The sequence below is a fragment of the Dysgonomonas termitidis genome (assembly GCF_054657735.1).
In genome coordinates this window covers 1244151-1262484 of the sequence record NZ_BAAHYD010000003.1, presented here as the reverse complement: position 1 = coordinate 1262484, position 18334 = coordinate 1244151, and the positions used below count along the sequence as shown (strand labels likewise).

The 18334-nt window shown below is 41.2% G+C and carries 11 protein-coding genes; 1 reads left to right on the top strand and 10 read right to left on the bottom strand.

The genetic code is table 11. The features are described from left to right. Nucleotides 1–8: 8 nt before the first annotated feature. The 10 genes from ACYQ3L_RS26025 to ACYQ3L_RS25980 all read right to left on the bottom strand — a co-directional run bounded on the left by ACYQ3L_RS26025 (nucleotide 9) and on the right by ACYQ3L_RS25980 (nucleotide 16175). Nucleotides 9–824 (bottom strand): FAD:protein FMN transferase, encoded by an 816-nt coding sequence (locus ACYQ3L_RS26025; RefSeq protein ID WP_379996763.1) that lies wholly within the window; start codon nucleotides 822–824, stop codon nucleotides 9–11. A 228-nt stretch (nucleotides 825–1052) separates the two neighbouring features. After that, nucleotides 1053–2663, bottom strand: a complete 1611-nt coding sequence (locus ACYQ3L_RS26020) for a RagB/SusD family nutrient uptake outer membrane protein (protein ID WP_379996761.1) — start codon at nucleotides 2661–2663, stop codon at nucleotides 1053–1055. Nucleotides 2664–2674: 11 nt separating this feature from the next. Then, on the bottom strand, nucleotides 2675–5773 hold the full coding sequence (locus ACYQ3L_RS26015; protein ID WP_379996759.1) for a SusC/RagA family TonB-linked outer membrane protein: 3099 nt from the start codon (nucleotides 5771–5773) through the stop codon (nucleotides 2675–2677). Nucleotides 5774–6304: 531 nt separating this feature from the next. Beyond that, nucleotides 6305–9031, bottom strand: coding sequence for a hypothetical protein (locus ACYQ3L_RS26010; protein WP_379996757.1), 2727 nt, complete (start codon nucleotides 9029–9031; stop codon nucleotides 6305–6307). 188 nt (nucleotides 9032–9219) lie between these two features. Then, nucleotides 9220–10413 (bottom strand): glycoside hydrolase family protein, encoded by a 1194-nt coding sequence (locus ACYQ3L_RS26005; RefSeq protein ID WP_379996755.1) that lies wholly within the window; start codon nucleotides 10411–10413, stop codon nucleotides 9220–9222. Further along, complete coding sequence (locus tag ACYQ3L_RS26000; protein ID WP_379996753.1) at nucleotides 10413–10676, bottom strand: hypothetical protein; 264 nt, start codon at nucleotides 10674–10676, stop codon at nucleotides 10413–10415. Before ACYQ3L_RS26000 ends, ACYQ3L_RS26005 begins: the two co-directional genes overlap by 1 nt. Nucleotides 10677–10689: 13 nt before the next feature. Beyond that, entirely contained in the window at nucleotides 10690–11994 is a 1305-nt protein-coding gene (locus ACYQ3L_RS25995) for a Gfo/Idh/MocA family protein (RefSeq protein ID WP_379996751.1), read from the bottom strand. 34 nt (nucleotides 11995–12028) lie between these two features. Continuing rightward, nucleotides 12029–13441, bottom strand: coding sequence for a putative oxidoreductase C-terminal domain-containing protein (locus ACYQ3L_RS25990; RefSeq protein ID WP_379996749.1), 1413 nt, complete (start codon nucleotides 13439–13441; stop codon nucleotides 12029–12031). Between the two features lie 12 nt (nucleotides 13442–13453). Beyond that, entirely contained in the window at nucleotides 13454–14782 is a 1329-nt protein-coding gene (locus ACYQ3L_RS25985) for a sugar MFS transporter (protein WP_379996747.1), read from the bottom strand. Between the two features lie 52 nt (nucleotides 14783–14834). Beyond that, a complete protein-coding gene (locus ACYQ3L_RS25980) occupies nucleotides 14835–16175 on the bottom strand; it encodes a Gfo/Idh/MocA family protein (RefSeq protein ID WP_379996745.1) in 1341 nt (446 codons plus the stop codon). Nucleotides 16176–16902: 727 nt separating this feature from the next. On the opposite strand from ACYQ3L_RS25980, the gene ACYQ3L_RS25975 reads away from it, so the two are divergent. Continuing rightward, nucleotides 16903–18057, top strand: a complete 1155-nt coding sequence (locus tag ACYQ3L_RS25975; protein WP_379996743.1) for a XylR family transcriptional regulator — start codon at nucleotides 16903–16905, stop codon at nucleotides 18055–18057. Nucleotides 18058–18334: the final 277 nt, after the last annotated feature.

Below are 18334 nucleotides of genomic sequence, written 5' to 3'. Positions count from 1 at the left end.
TAAATATATCAAAGGTTAAACAATAAATATTCGTCTATCACAAAATTAGAGGTTATTTCCCGAACCGCTTCGTCCGGCGCTATCATCAAAGAGGTGGAAAGCACTTCTGCATCAATAGCATTTACAGCCTTCACTGATACAATCTTCCGCACCTCACTATAGGTTCCTGTATGAGGGTCTAAAATATGCTTCGTATGACTTGGCATATTCCCGGAAGTAGATAGCGTACTATCTTTCAATTCCACTATTCCGAGGGTATTCTGAGGATTGTAGGGGTCTTCTATTCCAATAGACCAATTATCTCCAAAAGGATGAGAACCCAATGCCAGTACCGAACTATTACCGAAATTTATCAATGCGCAACTAATTCCTTTAGTCTGTAGAATATCCCTTATTTTTTCCAACGCATACCCTTTGGCATAAGCTCCCAGGTCCAGCTGAATGTCCTGGTCCTGAAAAAAGACCGTATGCCTTCTGCTATCTAAAAGTACCTGTTTGAAATCTTTCAGGCTGATGTCAAAATAGCCTAGAGTCATTGCATGATATTGCCTGCAATCGACGAGTACCGACCATAATTCATCATTCACCGGTACAGGTGAATGAGCCGCGTGCTGATTAACTGCGTACAATTCACTTTCTTTATCGAATTTATTAAACAACTTATTTAGCCGGAAAATCTCATTTTCAATTTCTATCCAGCATTCCATCGATACATTTTTGCCGGGATGCAGAATCAAAGCATCCAGCCTGGTCCCCATCACATGCATCATAGCCCCGTGAAACAGGTTGGAGGATTCATAGAAATCTGAATAGGAATCTGACATATTAATTCATTTTGTAAGTTAAAAACAAACTCTTAGCTTATATGACAAAAATACTGATAACTTTTAGTTTTTACAGTACCCGATTTGATTAAACTCTATGAATAAAAAAGAAACAATGAAAGAGGATATGAAGTTTTACAATCTATTCATTCCTCTCTCATCACTCTCCAGAGCCTTATTCAGGCTTCATCAATCATGATAATTGAACGCTTCACTTATATAGCGGGATCAATTCCATCCCGGATTTTGCGTAAGATTCGGATTCAAATCCATTTCGGCTTGCGGTATCGGCCATAAATAATAATGATCGGGAAATCCTCTCTGGCGAATATTTACGCCTGTAAATTCAGTCATCCAGACTCCGTCCACTACATCTTGCCCTATTCTCCACCTGCGGATATCAGAATACCGTTGTCCTTCTCCACAAAGTTCTACCATCCTTTCATGCCGTATTTTTTCACGCATCTGCTCTTTGTTCAGGCCTGAAGGGAGATCCGGCATACCGGCTCTGTCCCTGACATCATTTACAGCATCGTAAACAGACTGATCCGGAGCAGCAAGAGCTTCATTCCGGGCTTCCGCATACATCAACATCACATCAGCCAAACGAATAAGAGGGAAATTCAGAGGCATATTATCCTGTAATGTATATACAGAGCCTGTTTCCACAAACTTCCGCCATGCGTAACTGCCGTTTGTCCAAACAGGAACAAAGGCGGTAAGATCAGTTGACACAACCGGAAATTTATAGACATATGATATCCCTCCCGCACCTACGAACTCTGACCAGGGTACTATTATTCCCGCATGGAGGCGAGGGTCCCGGTTCGCATATAATTTTCTGACAGAAGCTTCATCATTCCAGTCTGTTACTCTATTTGGGTTAAATGTCTGCCCATTCGCATTTGTATAATTATTAAAATCGAATGGAGTACCATCTATCATCTCATATGCATTTACCAATTCAGGAGTCGGGCGCGTACGTTGCGAATTTGACGTTGCACCCCTTCCGGCGCCATAATTCCGGTCTGTCGCTATTCCATGGCCTGATTCGGCTACATATTGAACATCAAAAATGACTTCGCTATTATTATTACCGGCTACCCTGAACAGTGTATGATAGTCGCCGAGTAACGTCCTGTCGCTTTGCTCCATTATTTCGTTAAAGTCTGCGGCAGCTTTGTCATATTGCTTTGCCCAGAGATGGGCTTTGCCCCGCATTGCTAAAGCAGCCCACTTAGTGACACGCCCTTTGTCTGACTGACCATAACTTTCCGGTAAAAGGGAAATAGCATCTGTCATATCCTGTACAATGAAATTATAAACTTCCTCATCTGTACTACGGGCTTTATATCCTTCGTCAATATTCATTGGATAGTCATAGATCGGAACACCTCCAAAGTAATCCCACAACTTGAAATAGAAGTATCCCCTGAAAAACTTAGCTTCACCCAGGCAGCGATTTTTTATTGTCGCATCCATCGAAGAAATATCGGGAATGTATTTTAAAGCGGTATTGGCCCTGTAAATACCTTTGTAGAATATTCCCCAGGAAGTTGAATATATCGCAGCATTAGTAGGATTGACACCAGTAGTCAGACCTGTGGACCACGACTGGTAAGAAATATCAGTAAAATCGTCCATCATGCCATATATAACTATACTATTGACAAACTCACGGTTAGCATGGTACAACGGATTTATGCCCTGTATCGCATCTTCCTGTGATTTCCAGTAATCTCCTTCCGACAGACCGACCAATGAATTCCTGTCAAGGAAATCGCTGCAAGAAGCCAGAAAACAAACAGATAGTAAGATTAATATTATTTTGTTTTTCATGTCTCTTTTATTTAAAATGTTACATTTAAACCAATAACCCATTGTTTCATCAGAGGATATGCCATACTGGGATTCTCAGGATTATAGCCATCGAAACTTGTAAATGTGAAGTAGTTTTCGAGATTTGTATATACCCTCAATCTTTCAACCATAAACCTGGAAGTTAATTTTTTAGGCAAAGTGTATCCCATCTGTATCGATTTTATCCTAAAATAAGATGTATTATATAACCAGTAATCACTGTATGCCGTATTCAGTGCTGATCCCGACGTAAGCAGGCGCGGATATTCAGTGGATGGATTCTCCGGTGTCCAGCGATTTAAAATTTCAGCCCTCTGAAGGAAGCCTTCATTTATATTGAACGTATTAAATCCGTCATTCCCCCAATATCCCCTGGCTCCGCTGACGCCTTGTCCTGCTATATTAATATCGATACCTTTGTATGCCGCGCTGAGATTAATTCCATAAGTCATTTTAGGCAGGGAAGAATAGTCTTTAACTACACGGTCTTGCAGATTGAACGTTTTATCTCCGTTCGAATCCTTATATAACATATCACCGGGCTTTGGCGTACCTCCTATATCGCTGCCAAACTTATAACCATCGGCTATCAACTGGTCTATTTCCGCCTGATCCTGTAAGATTCTATCAAACTCCAGCACATAAAAACTCTGGTAAGGATTGCCCTCTTGGGTTATAGTGGCTCCGCTGATCAATTTATCCCCGTTATATTTGGTTACTTCATTGCTGATTGTTGATAAGTTTCCGCTGACACTATAGGTAAAATCTTTTCCTACATTTCCATGATAAGTCAGCTGGAATTCCATGCCTTTATTTGACATCTCGGCAATGTTTTGCCAAGGCGGAGTGAAATTCCCAAAAACCAGAGGAATCTGAATTGTAGTTAATAAATCCGTTGTTTTTTTGTTATAATATTCTGCACTTAAAGATAATCTGTTCTTCAACAGTACCAAATCCAATCCGACATTAGTCATAGTAGTGGTTTCCCATTTGATCTTACTATTAGCCAGTTCTTTAGGAGCTACACCTTGTTGAAGCTGTCCACCGAACGGATAAAGAAGGGAGCCATATACCACCTGATAGCCATAATCTCCAATTCTGTTGTTACCGAGTTTACCCCATGAACCTCTTATCTTCACGTCATCGAAAATATTCTTTAATGGTTGGGCGAATGATTCTTCAGTCAGTCTCCAGCCTCCTGAGAATGAAGGAAAGAACCCCCACCTGTTATCCTTATGGAATCTTGAAGAACCATCATAACGGGCATTGACCTCCAATAGATATTTACCTTTATAATCGTAATTGATACGTCCGAAATACGATCTGAGGGCATCATCGGTCCCGTTTCCTGTAATTGATTCATTATCAACACCGGCATCCATGATGTAAATAGCATCATCCCCCAATATATCACCTTTTCTTGCATCGAACCTGTCCATACGGTTGTATTGCTGGTCGAAACCGAGCATTGCTGCAAAATTGTGTTCTTTATTCAAAGAATAATTAAAGCGTAAGAGCGAATTCAATACAGTTGTATAATCTCTGCGTGTTCCATTGAATAGCTTATCAACGTTAGAACTTGCCTGATATTCATAGCCTGTCTGGAAATTCCATAGCGAGTATGGCCTTGTATACTCCCAATTATATCTGTTGTCATAATTGAAACCAAAGCTGTTTTCCCACTCCAGATATTTCAGGAATTTTATTTTTGCATAAACTTTTAAACCTAATTTTTGTCTTTCATAATTACCCCTTATATTATCGATGTATGCGCGGGGATTTCCTACACGCGGGAAGTTTTCAAACATTGTTCCTCCATAGCGTCCATCTTCATATTGAGGAATAACTCCGGGCGTGGTATTTCTGATATTATCATAAAGGCTGGTTACATTGATCGGGTCCCTGTCAGACCAGGAACCATAAACATTCCCTCCCATATCGAGCCAGTTTGTTACTTTCGAGTCGACATTTATACGGAAAGAGTATTTCTTATAGCCTGAATTATCGATAATACCTTTATTATCAAGATATCCGAGAGACATCGAAAAATTCGTATTTTTCCCTCCTCCCCGTACTGTCAGATTATGTTCTGTCACTACAGATGTATTCAACATCTCTTCATACCAATTGGTATTCGGATAAAGAGGGTTGCCTGCGGCGGATTCCGTCCTCCATTGTTCGATTAGGCTGACCGGATATTTTTCACGGCCTTCCGATTCGTTGACTAATTCCATGTGGGTAGCCATATCGTTTATAAAGTCTATTGTTTTAGCCGCTTTTTGCCAACCTACATAACCGCTGTAGGTAACATTAACTTTGCCTTCGCTCCCTCTTTTTGTAGTAACTAATATTACTCCATTAGCTGCCCTGGAACCATAAATGGCGGATGATGCCGCATCTTTTAGCACGGATACACTTTCTACATCATTCGGGTTCACATCATTCAATGCCCCCGGAACTCCATCGATAATAACCAATGGCGAAGCATCATTCATTGTTCCTCTACCTCTCACCAGGATATTGACATCCTCTGCGCCGGGTGTTCCCGACAATTGCGAGATATTCAATCCGGCACTCAATCCTGTAAGTGCAGAAGACAAATTCATTGTAGGCCTGCTCGATAGTGCTTCGTCAAACTTTACGGATGACACGGCTCCCGTCAGATTCTGTTTTTTCATCGTACCGTAACCAACCACAATGACATCATCAATCATATGGGAGTTTTCGATCAGTTCAATATCATAGTCATTACTTGCGCCAATAGTAACTTCCTTCGGATGATAGCCCAGATACGTGACAACTATTACCGAACCGGGATTTACAGTCAAAGAGAACTTCCCGTCAATGTCGGTCATAGTAGCGTTCGTTGTACCTTTTACAGTAACGCTCGCCCCTATAAGCGGTTCTCCTGATCCGTCGGTAACAATACCCTGTATTTTTTTCTGTTGCGCCGGAGCTGGTGGTAATCCTTGAATTTTACTACCGTTTTCCACTCCATCATGAGTATATGCATATGCAGTAATATTGGATAACCCCAACATTACAGAGCAAATAAATGCCCATAAAATAAGTTTCTTACAGTTTCTCATTTTGTTAGATTTTTCAATTATACGTTGGTTTTTCAAACTAGAATGACATCTTTTACAGTCAGTAATTCTGTATTATCTAAGGATGCCATCATTCTCAAACATCTTTCTTATTTCATAATTATTAGAGTTTACAGTAACATTTACTATTCGATATTAATGAGAGCTCAATGATGGAAATTGAAAAGAAGATTATTATATCTTTTTTGTACTGACATTAATATTTCAACGAGTCAAATTCCTGAAAATCATGACTTCCTCAAGAACTACAGCCAGACCTACACATCCCCTTGCACTATAAACAAAAATATCTATTCTTTCATTTTCATGATGTCATATTCGAGTTAAAGAATCCTCATATTACGTCATTCTGAATTTATACTTGTATCTGCATTGGGGATATCAGGACAAGCTGTTCAATTGTCGTAAAACTGTACGGGAATATAGGAACGCTGTATTCATGCCACGCCCGGCATGCAGTGGTTTAAAAGGATATCCGTTGAAATTGGCTTGCTGTATATAAAGAAGTTATGATTATTTATTAAGTTCGTATTGTCTCCCCGGAGTGATAAAATATTTACCTTTTCCAGCTTTGAAGAAGATTGTGTTTTTACCTGGCTCCACCCTAAAGTTGAGACAGATATTCTTATCCTCACCACAAACATTCCAGAAGCCGGACTTTAAATCTGTAAGTAGAATCTGAAACTCCATATCCTGATTTACAATCAAAGCAAATGGCTCTTGTATCTGCTCATAACCGGCGCTCATACATACCATACGATCTTGCAATAAGATAATATATTTATTGTCTTCTTCCTTAAAATATACAGGCAAGGGGCCGGTATCACCTGCCGCCATCTGAAGAACAGTAAGGAAGCGGTTATTCCGTTTGTTTTCCCTGGGATACACAACAACCTGATAGCCATCTGTTTCCGGCAAAGCCGATTTTATCTGATACTGTACACCTAATACGCTGGAAGAGTCTTTCAGACTGGATATTTCTATTTCCCGTTCTTCCGGCAACGGAAGTAACACATTCAGATGGGTCTTGCCAGTAAGACCGTTTTCACTGTTATGTAATACGACTCCGGTTTGCAAATAGTAAGGTTTATTGAGTGTATTGATTTTCCAATATTTTTCGAAACTGTCCTTAGATGTAATCAGGTCGTCAGCAACTATGACAGCTGCCGGAATATCCTCTCTGTTCAGATTCAGAAAGCAGAAGCTACGGGTATAATTACTCACTTTGCTATAATAAGCAGCAGTGAGATCCGCTTTGAAATAACTGTATGACGGTTTTTGAGTATTAGCTTCAAAATCTGAGGAAAGTACAGTTCCATAATCGAACCACGGGTCTGTTTTCGTTTCATGGGGAGTTCTTGGAGTCCTTTGGTTGAAACGGCTTCCTCCATCATTAATTGTTGTCCTGTGCTCTAACTTTTCGTCAGGGTCTTTTACCAACATCATACTGTGAGCTACCGACCTTTTGTAGAAATTAAAGTCATAGGGTGTACCATAAGCCCGGTATATACCAAGGTCGGCTATTTGTTGTCCGCGATAATAAATCTGGAAAGATCCTGCATTGGCATGCTGATGATTCCCGAAATGATAACCGCCACCTTTTATTTCGACAATTACATCATTACTTTCTTTACGCATACCCCATCCTGTACGGGCAATCATACCTCCCAGAACAGTACCGAAATCTATCGTCAGCGGTAGTGAATCCGGACTTGGATTTGCTTTAAGGTCAGGATCGTTTACCAGAAGGAAAAGTACAGGATTATCTTTAGCCCGGGAGAGTCCGCCACGGCGCTCAAATTCTCCTTTCGTTACCGGATCGCCTGCATATGCGTAATCCAGTAATAACGTCTCCGGATAAGACACATGAGTTTTTGAGAATTTATCCCCGTCCGAAAGCCTGTCTCCGTTTGGTAGCTGCATATACACCCAGTATTTTCTAAGGTCGGAAATATTATCGTTGAATATGCGGATTCCTGTCATCCGGTAAAACATCCATGCCGCATGCATTTCCCATCCATGCCTGTATGCACCGTAGTCAAATCCCTGGTTATGGCGGGGCGACTGATATTCGAACGCCCGCATCGGAAGTAATTTTTCCAGCATCAGGTAAGATATATACCGGTAAGGTTCCCGGTTCTTATCATATATAGCTATGCTCATTGCCAATAAATCCCTGTTAACCTGTGCTTCGCTGGCATGCCCGTTTACAATATTTTCTTTAAAGGGAGGCCATCCGATTTCCATATCGGGCGCAAGGCGCATCATATTCTCATAGAGAACCTGCTTATCACCTTCGTCCAGCAGGTCATAACACCAATCATATATAAGCGCTGCCGTATAGATAGATTTACCTATCTCCCTTGTGATATCTCCATGCCTGACATTCCCGTATTCAAGGACTGATAAGTAACCGGTCATCAGGCGAACGACTTCATTGCCTACAGAGCGATCGCCGGTCATGAGATAATAAAAAGCTTTGATAATTGCGACATCTCCCAGTTCATTATTATGGAATACTTCTTTCCGCATATCGAACTCAAAAGGGAACGGTTTTTTAGCTGCTTCCTCCACTTCCTGCCATATAGCAAGGTTCTCGCCTTTGGTCAATCGTTCTCTGACTTCAGGCAAGTTATCTTTGTTAACCCATAGCCGTGGATGGCTCGCAGGAGGAGTGATAGCGGGCGTGTAAGTTACTGCCCCGGCAGGAACCTCTTCCGGAATATATGTTTTTATTCTGATCGCTTCGAAAAAGATTTTTTCCGGAAGCCATATTTTCAATTCCTGCCCCGCTTCGAGATTGAATGTACCGAGATCATGCCCCGAATATTCATGAAGATTGGACACTATTCGCCTTGTTATACGCTGATTATCTATCTGAAGTTTAACCAACCTGGTCTCAACCGTCATTCCCGGCTTAATCTCCTCCTCTCTCACCACATCGGCAAATATCCTGTACTTCCCTGGTTCGGGAACATTTATAGCGTATGTAATATCCGGTTCTGATTCGCTATCATTACTGACTCTCTCGCCTATTCCTTTTTTTAATGACACATATTTCATATCCGTAGAAGTTGCTTTATAGCTTGTTATTGTAGTCTTGTTATTGACTTTTGCTATATTTACAGGTAAGATTATAGTGTAGCTTTTGGAAATATTCTGGGCCGATGTGCCTGCACCTGACATCAGGAATATCAGGAAAGTAACAAAATATAGTCTGTATTTTTTATCGTTATTCATGTTCTGTTTTTTCTTATATGAAGATTCGGTCGATAGGTATTACAGGCTCGCTGGCATCCCCCAAATGCCCTTCGGAAAGGGGGACTGAATATCTACTGTGAATAGACTTTGGGGAACAGGACGCCATATTCCGGCTCGCTTTGGATAATACCGGAATGAACAAAATATTTGAACGGATAAAATTCAGTCTACTTCTTTACCGTATTCGTTACTCTTACATTGACATTCTCCGGGTCAGTCTGAATATCTTTTCCGACCGGATTAAGTTGTATTATCTTATTAAAATGCGAATTATGAACAGGTGCCAGAAACTCCAGTGCTATATCCGCTTTATAAGAAAGAATGCCGTTCATATAAATATTATACATGTTCCCTGGCTTGAAGCCCTGTCCGTATTGTCCGTTCCCGTAAATACGTATGACTTTTCGTTTTCCACCTTTAGGGCCGTCACTGATATTGGAACAATAGATATTGTATATCTTCGGCTGCGAAGGGAGAAGAATCATCACATGGTGTATACCCGATGTTTCAATATTGCGGCAGGTAATATCATGAATATCCCCACCGTAGGAATAATCTGAATAGCTGACCGGTAACAAAGGAAATACATATTTATTGTTGCTCCATCTCGATTCGTCGAAGGCAGCCAGGATAATGGAGTCGTCGGATGTTTCGCCTGTAATATTCTCAATCAGGATATCAGATCCGCCTTGTATTACGCTGATCCCGTCCCCGTTTTTTACAGTCGTGTGCAACTCGAGATTGTTGACATGGCCGTTCTTGCATCCATTGGTCAGTACAATACCCCAGCTATGTGTTTTCTGAACTTTCAGCCCGGATATTTCAAAACCATCTACATAAGAAAATAATATGGTAAAATTTCTCCATCCCCAATAGTCTCCCAGCCATTTTTCTCTGACTCCTGTTTTGGGATTAACTCCTTCGTAAAAATTTTCGGCACCTTCGATTACAGCACCGTTCTTACCTGTAATCCTGATATTCTTGGCAGGTAATAACTGTTTTACGTAGCTATTCGGATTCTGTTCATCTATATCGAGATTTCCGGAACGGATGATATTATCAAAAGTCTGGTCGGCCAGTTTTATTTTGCATCCGTCGACTACCATCGTTGTATTGGATGGCAGGGCGATAGCTTCCGTGATAAGGTAAACAGCAGTATCCTTGAACAAGATGGTGCCACCGTTACACTCTTCCAGAAAACCAAGCGCATTGGAAATCTTCTCGGATATATTCTTTCCTTCGAAATCTTCCGGTTTGACTACAATGGATTTGTCGCCATTTTCAAGATTCTTTGATTCCCGCGCAAATACAATACCCGGGTGAAAGGAAAAAATCAGAAATGCAAGCAATATCAGTCTCATTATTCAATCGTTTTATTAATTGATTTCTTACGGATTATACTACGGACCAGCCAGTATAACAACCGGAAAAACAGGATGAAGAAATAGAAACCTATACTTAGACTCAGCACCCATAACAATTGTGTATAGAGTTCTTTCCATTCCGTATCAAAGGCAATAATGGAATATACATTCAATAAGAACGCGAATACAAAAGAGGCTCCCCATATGATTAACTCTGTCCGTTGCCTCTTTGCTGTTATTTTAAATTTTATATCTTTCATGTCAGTAGTTATATTACAGGTAAGGTATTTCGTATTCTTTAGGGAACTCGATTACAGAACGCTCTTCCATAGCTTTATTTCCCAACAGGGCCAGAACGGATGCATAATATGCTTCCTCTACCAGCATCGGCATAGATTCTCCGGTGATAACAGAAGTACAATAAGCAGATACAAGAGCCAATGAACCATCATCTACTGCAGCGCCTGTAGTGTTAGACCCGTCGTGTGTCTGGATATTATCTAAAATAGGCTCTCCCAACGCCTTAGATGCAGTTTCAGGCACCCAGCTGGGACCGGCAAACGGTATACTGTCGAATACCTTATGTTCTATCTGATTTATCAGTTGTTGTATTCCCGGCGCCGGTTTTGGATTTTCCATATATAGCAGTCCCTGTGCCAGTTCGAGTGTACCCTTATGACCGAGTACCTGCTCATCCATTCCGTAATGCTTATTCGAGATAATGGATTCGAATGTCATACGCAACCCGTTGGAATAATGGTAAATAACGCTTACGCTGTCGTAAACTTCTCGTCCGTCTTTCCAGAAAAGGATATCTCCGAAACCTGTAATATAGTCAGGCAGGGACTTATTTACCCAAGTGCCCATCTGTAGCTGATGCGAAGCAAGTTCAGTCATCAAACCGCCCGAAGACTCCCTGTATAAACGCCAGTTTATCTGTTTCTCCAACGATGGTTCAGGTACAGGCCTGCGCCAGTCGTTATTCCGGTACCAGAAGTTACGAAGACCTACTATCTCACCAATTGTACCGTTCTGTATGAGCTCCAGAGCTTTCAGGTATTTAGGGTCAAACAAGCGTTGTAGCCCAATGTACAAGACTTTGCCGCTTTCTTTATAAACCTCATACATCTCTTTACACTGTTCGATAGTTCTTGCCATCGATTTTTCGCAAAATACATGCTTTCCGGCTTTAAGTCCGGCAATAGAAATAGGCGCATGCTGATGAAGCGGTGTAGAGATCAGGATACCGTCGACGTCCGCGGCATTAATTGCTTCGTTGTAATCTTTATATTGCTTTGCCTTTGGACATAGCTTTGCCGCATTATCCAAGTGAGGCTGGTAAATGTCACATATAGCCACTATTTCAGCATGTGGAATCTGCAACAGATGATTAATGTGATACATTCCCCTCGAACCCGTTCCGATAATTGCAAGCCGGGCTTTAGATCCGGCTACATCCTTCTCTTTTTTAAGGGCATATGCATGCAGTAACGGTAAAGAAGATAACAGAAGTCCACCCCCTCCTACTACACCCATATTCTTCAGGAAATCTCTGCGAGATAAATTTTGTGTTTTCATCGTCTATATTGTTTTTTTTTAAATATCATCTCTTTTATTGTTTCAATGCACCGGATCTTTTTTCTTTAGCAAGTTCCAGGGCGGTGGTTGTTATATAATATTTAACCAGCATATTCGGCACTTCCCAATCGGGCATTTCACGTGTAATCAGAAAGTTGAAGTATTTCTCCGCTACTTTCGAGAAATGTGCTTCATGCCCGTCATCCATACTCGGAGATATTTCTATTTCCAACATGCCGTCATATGCATTTTTGAGTGATACGGGGTAAATATTTTTCAGGTCGCTGATCGCTCTTGCAATATTCTTCCTGAAATCGCTTTCGGTAGCCTCTGCTCCTTTTTTGATATAAAGCCTGGATTTATAGTCTTGCTCTTTCCCCTGTAGTACCAACAGTACCGCTTTGGTCCCGTTAATTATCGTCCGGTGCGTATCGCCTGTTCCTTCGGGCGCCTGATAGTCCCACACAACTTTTATGCCGACATTCACGCCTTTTACCTGATAATTGATCGTACCATTGGCATTGACGTATAAAATGGAGTCTTTTACATATTTGCTTAAATAACCGGGAAATTTCTTAGCCTTTGTAGAACGGCGGAATTGTTCTAAAGTGACAGGTGTTGCCCAGTGGCTGGCGCCGGTCACTTTTATGTCTTTTTTATAATCCAGTGCGACTTCGGGGAAACATTCCCAGTTGACGATATCGATCAGATGTGTGGTAACATCCACAATTCCTTCACCCTGCTGTTCCACATCGTAATACCATGCAGGACGTGTAAGAGGTGTCCCGGATACAATTTTATAGAAGTGGTGTACACTTTCCATTTCTACGGCAGGATTTTCCGGCGTGCCTTTGGTTATCGTGCCAAAGAGTTCTTTGTCCTGCATAAGGACACGGTTCAGTATATTGATGAAATTATAGCGTTCGGTCATGATATCATACAAAAGTACATCATTTTTTGCAGAAAGTGTAAATGCTTCTTTCAATTGTTCGAAAGAAGCTTTATCTATTGCCATCGGTTTATCGGCAAGGACATTCAGCCCGGCACCCACAGAACGTAGTATGTAATCAGTCTTCAACTGGTTGTTTCCGGCCAGCACCACGACATTCCCGCTCTTATCGGAGAGCATTTTCCCGAAGAAATCATCCCCTGTATATACTTTAAGGTTCCAATATGTGGGATTATTCTCCCGGGTATTATATGAATCAATCAGGTCCATATAATTATTCAGTTCGGGCCCGCTCGGGGCATATACCTGCACGTTGTAATTCAGTTGCTGCAACATGGACTTCTGCAACAAAGCAGCATGGAAGTGTGCGGGTGCTACTGTGATCAGGCGCACTTCTCCTTCCGAACCATTAAATTTCTTACTTCCCGATTGCATATTACAAGCTGTGATTAGAATCAGAACCGGAAGAAAGCAGAATATATATTTTAAGTATTTCATATATCAAATGTATTATTTCTTTGGCCTGAATGACCATGATTGAATCTTATGTCCGTGTGCAGCAAAGAATATCAGATACATATAGCATGGAATCAATACCCAGTAAGCATGTTGCAAATCCCAGAGGTCGGCAAAACTCCCGTAAACTATCGGCATTATCGCATTTCCACTCAACCCCATAATCATCAGTGATGACCCTATCTTTGTAAACCGTCCTAATCCTTTTATCGACAGCGGCCATATGCCTGCATAGATAAGGGCATTGGGAAGTCCCAGCGCACACAGGAACCAGATGGAAAGGGTACTTTCGTGACCAAGAATAACAACTTCCTTACTTACAAGGATAATGGCGAAAGACAGTAACAGACCGAGTGTACAGCAAACCTGCAATGCCCTTGTCTGAGATACATATCTTGGTATCAATACAATTCCTATCATATAACCGATTATGGTCGCCGTCAAAGTATAAGAAGGGAAAGCTTTGGCCTCCAAGAGATTCATGCCCATTGAGCCTGCATAACTGATAATGGTGTCGATGGCTATAATCTGTGTCCCTACATGAACGAACAAAGCAAAAGCACCCAGTATCAGATATGGAAACTGAAAGATGGAAGTCCTTTTGTGAGTACAATTCTCCTCTTCCTTATTATTTTTTTCAGGATCTATTTCGGGCAGTACGGAATAGCGGACAAATACTCCGAACAAAAATAATGCTACGGATAATATCGCGTAAGGCTTTATTACCCTGCGGATAAGATCATCGAGCATCATATTTTTGGAGGCGTCGTCCAATGTGCCGGATTCCAGGAGGGTGAACAGGCTACTGTCCGTAACCTTCAGTACCACGGCAGCGAAGATAAGAGGGGAGACTATACCCGCGAATTTGTTGAATATCCCCATCATACTTATTCTCTTAGCCGCACTCTCGATAGGCCCTACGATCGTTATATAAGGATTGGCCGCCGACTGGAGTATCGTCAGCCCCGCGCCTATTACAAACAATCCGGCGAGGAATATTCCGTATGTCCGGGTAAGAGCAGCAGGGATAAACAAGGCCGCCCCCACGGCCATACAGAAGAAGCCATACATTATCCCCCGTTTATAGCCCACTTTATTTAATATATGGGCCGATGGAATAGACAGGCAGAAATAGGCTATATAAAAGGCAAAGGCCACGAAGTAGGATTCGAAGTGCGTCAATTCACACGCAATCTTGAAATATGGAATAAGGATCGCATTAACCCATGAGACCAAACCGAAGATAAAGAACATCGCACCTACAATAACTATTGCAATGGTTGTATTACGTTTGTTTAATTGTTGATTGTTTATTTGGCTCATGGGTATTTTTATATTTCAAGATTTTAAAATTTAAAGATTAAAAAATACTCATTTACAGTTTCATTTCCCAACCAGGCTGATAATCGCGGCTCCAGTATTTCATCGCGTCCGTATCCTGCATGATACGTCCGTTTGCCGGGTCTATGTTCAACTGCCGCCCTACGCGTTGAGCAATGTTACCGACCTGCATCAGCAATGTACTCTTATGCCCTGAAACTATATCCGAATTCAATTTTTCTCCTTTCCTGATACCATCGAAGAAGTTATTTATATGCAGAGCGTCCAGACTTTCGGCAGGATTCATCAGGTTGCGCGGATCTATCTCAATTTTGCTGTACTGCTGTTTCACGACTTTATTATCCAGGTCGAAAATCCTGTAACCGTCACTTCCGGTAATCAGCATACTACCCTTGTCCCCGTAGAACATAGCGCCTACGCTGCTGCCTTCGATAGTTCTTCCGTTACAGCTACGGCCTTCCCAAGTCATGGATTTATTCTTCCCGAATTCCATATTTATCACTTGTGTATCCGGTGTTTCCCAATCGTCTTTGAAGAAATAACGCCCCCCGGCCGAGTTCACCATCGTAGGATATTCCAGTTCCATACCCCAGCGCAGTATATCGACCATATGTGTGCCGTTATTCATGGATTCGGCTGTTCCCCAGCGCCAGAACCAGTGCCAGTTGTAATGTACTATATTATCTTTATAAGCAATGCGTGGCGCAGGCCCCTGCCATAGATCCCAGTCGAGCCATTCGGGTACGGCAACCTCTTTTCCTGTACCTATCGAGGTGCGATTGTTGGTGTACCATGCTTTCCCGAAGTGTACATTACCGATAATGCCTTCTTTTATCGCCTGTATCCCTTCCTGTACATTTGGCCAGGAACGTCTCTGGTTACCCATTTGCAGAACCCTGTTATACTTTGCTACGCCGTTGATAAGTATTTCGCCTTCTTCGGGACAATAGCTGCATGGCTTTTCCAGATATATGTCTTTGCCTGCCTGCATCGCCATCAAAGCCGCGGGGGCATGCCAGTGGTCGGGTGTGGCAATGATAACCGCATCCACATCCTTCGATTCGAAAACTTTCCGTAAATCCTTTTCGCCCTTTGGACTGAATCCCTGAATCTTAGCTACGGCATCGGAACATTTGGCGATAGCACGGCTGTCGACATCGCATATATAGGTTATCTCGCAACCTTTTTGTTTCGCAAAGTTCGCAGCCAAGGCCCCTCCCCGCGAATTAACTCCAATTGCGGCAATACGTATTTTGTCGTTTGCCCCGTTGATATTGGAATAACTTTTTGCACTTAAACCGTTTAAAACTCCCCCGAACGAAAGAGCCGATGTGCTCACAATTGCTTTTTTTATAAAATCACGTCGTGTACTCATGATAATGTGTTTTATAGAGGTTAAATTTGATTCTCAGTTACTAAATACAAAGAAAATCTTATTTGATACAAAACCGAACTCAAATGACGCCTTACTATTCTCAAAAAACGTCAACATCTCCCTGCAATGACCTAAAGCCTTTATTATACATATATTATCAGACATTCTGAATATCACGGAGACTGTGTTTCGTCTTAAAGACAGATAATGTTAAATCTAACAGCAAATATGGAGATTCCCGCCATAGCTCACCAATACACTGTAATACAGAGTATTTAAATCCACACAGGCCGGTATACACAAATAGTAAAGATTGGTATTTCTTCGTATTTTGAATTTTATGTTAATAATCTCTTAATAATATGGTATCCATATCAAGGTATCAATTTCATTTATAAATTATTTTTATCTTTAGCCACTGAATATTTCCGGCCTGATATAAAAAAATATGTGGAGCCGTTATACTTCTTCAAGTCTAAAACTCCATATTATACTTATAATATAGTTTCGTATTTGCTACTATAGTCTAAATATCAGGTTGAGGCATATAAATAACTTTACTTAGCTTTCTGTTTGGAAATATAAAAATTAAATTTGAATATTCCGGCGATTAAACAATGTTTAGATTATTTTTAAGATTTGGAGCCAGTTTAAAATTCGCTTATTTCATAGTACAATCACCTTATCTATCATAAACCAAAATACTTTAAACTAATCTTGTATAACTATGCTAAAGATACTTGTATTGACAGATTTTTCGAGTGGTTATAGCCGCCGGTTGCTGGAAGGTATTATCCGGTACTCCAGAGAAGTGGGGCCGTGGTCGTTTCTGCGGATGCCTCTGTATTACCAAATGATGTATGGCGAAGCGGGTGTCGCCGACTTTGCAAAAAAATGGAAAGCAAACGCCATCATAGCACAACTCCGGGATGTAAATCTGGAATTATTCGAAACTCTGGATATCCCGATCATTGTACAGAACTATCGCGACAGGAATAAATCCATTTCGAATCTGACAGGTGACTACTACGAAACAGGTGCCATGGCCGCAGACTTCTTTCTGGCGAAAGGTTACCGAAACTTTGCATATTACGGGTACTCGAATGCAATCTGGTCCCGGGAGAGAGGATTAGGCTATAAGGAAAGAATTGAAAAAGCCGGGTATAAATGCAAGATACTGGAAAACAAAAATCCCGACAACAAAGAATGGCTTTACAATACAGAATATATGGGGAAATGGCTGCAATCCCTTCCTAAGCCGACTGCCCTTTTCGCCTGTGACGATTATTATGCACTGCAAATATCGGAAACCTGCAACATATTTAATATCAATATACCTGATGAAGTAGCTATACTGGGCGTGGACAACGATACACTGTTATGTAACCTGTCCACTCCTACGCTATCCTCCATCGTACTCGATGTGGAAAACGGAGGATATCAGGCAGCCAGGCTACTCGACAAATATATCAAAGGGGAGATAAAAGAGGCTTTCAATATAGTAGTCAAGCCCCTGTATATAGAAAACAGATCGTCGACAGACAAATATGCCGTTTCGGACGAACACATAAAGATAATACTGGATTATATCAACAAAAACTACAATAACAAGGTATCAGTCAACGATATAGTCGATATCGTCCCTTTATCGAGGAGGGTCCTTGAAAAAAAATTCAAAGCCTTGGTCGGCACATCCATATACCAATGCGTATTGGATCACCGTATCAATCATTTTATAAAACTACTGTTAACCACTGACGAACATCTGCCGGATGCTGCCATACAGTCCGGATTCGATGATTTTAAAAATGTATCTCGGATATTCCGGAAATATAAATCCATATCGCCTGCGGAATACAGAAAATTATATAAGAAGCAATAAGAACTGATCATCTCCGGCAAAGACGCTAAGGCGCAGAAATACTTTTCAATTATTTCCGTATGGAATTTTCAGGTAAAAACGGTTGTTATTTTTTTCTTAAACATTTATCTATAAAATAAGAGCCGATAGCCTTTAGCTGTTAGCTGATAGTTCTTTGATAGATTGATTAAAGCAGTTACAAGTTACTTCGCCCTGCGGGCAGTTACAAGTTACAAGTTAGTTCACTGTTTACTGCTAACTGTTAACTGATATATCTGTTACCTTTGTTACTTTTTAA